Raw genomic sequence first — 602 nt, forward strand, 5'->3', positions numbered from 1 at the left:
GTAGAGGCCCGGCCGGCTCACCGGGGCCCCTCGGTGCCGCCGGGGCGGCTGCCCGCGGCCGGTTCGGCGCCTTCGGCGGCTCCGGGTTCCGGCGTCGTGGCCGTGGGCGGGCCCGCGGGCGTGTCCGCCGTCGTCTCCGGAGCCGAGCGGGCGGGCGGGTCGGCGGGCGCCGGGTCCTTGGGGCGGAGCTGCCGCAGGCGGTTCGCCGCGTACGCCACACCCGCGAGCACCACCAGGCCGCCGACCAGCAGGTTCCAGGTGACGGACTCGCCGAGCGCCACCACTCCGATGAGAACGGAGGCGACCGGGACCACGTAGTTCACGGCGGAGGCGGTGGTGGCGCCGACGTCACCGATGAGGCGGAAGTAGAGCACGTACGCCAGACCGGTGCTGAACAGGCCGAGCGCGACGATGCTGAACGTCACCTCGAGGGTGAACTCCGGGGTGCGCCAGGTGAGGAACGGGGGGACCACGGCCTGGAGCACGGTGGCGGCGAGGAGCTGGGAGGCCGCGGCGGCCATGGGGGCGAGGCCGAGCGGGGAGAGGTACTTGCGTACGTACACGAAGCCGCACGCGTAGCTCAGTGCGGCTTCGTGTACGTA

General features: G+C 74.3%; 1 protein-coding gene. It reads right to left on the bottom strand.

Features of this window, described 5'->3' with window-relative positions:
* Positions 1–17: 17 nt before the first annotated feature.
* Positions 18–602, bottom strand: a 585-nt coding sequence (locus RNB18_RS50815; RefSeq protein ID WP_311720904.1) for a DMT family transporter, incomplete at its 5' end; no start/stop codon positions are given.

Source organism: Streptomyces doebereineriae (assembly GCF_031845645.1).
Classification (GTDB): domain Bacteria; phylum Actinomycetota; class Actinomycetes; order Streptomycetales; family Streptomycetaceae; genus Streptomyces; species Streptomyces canus.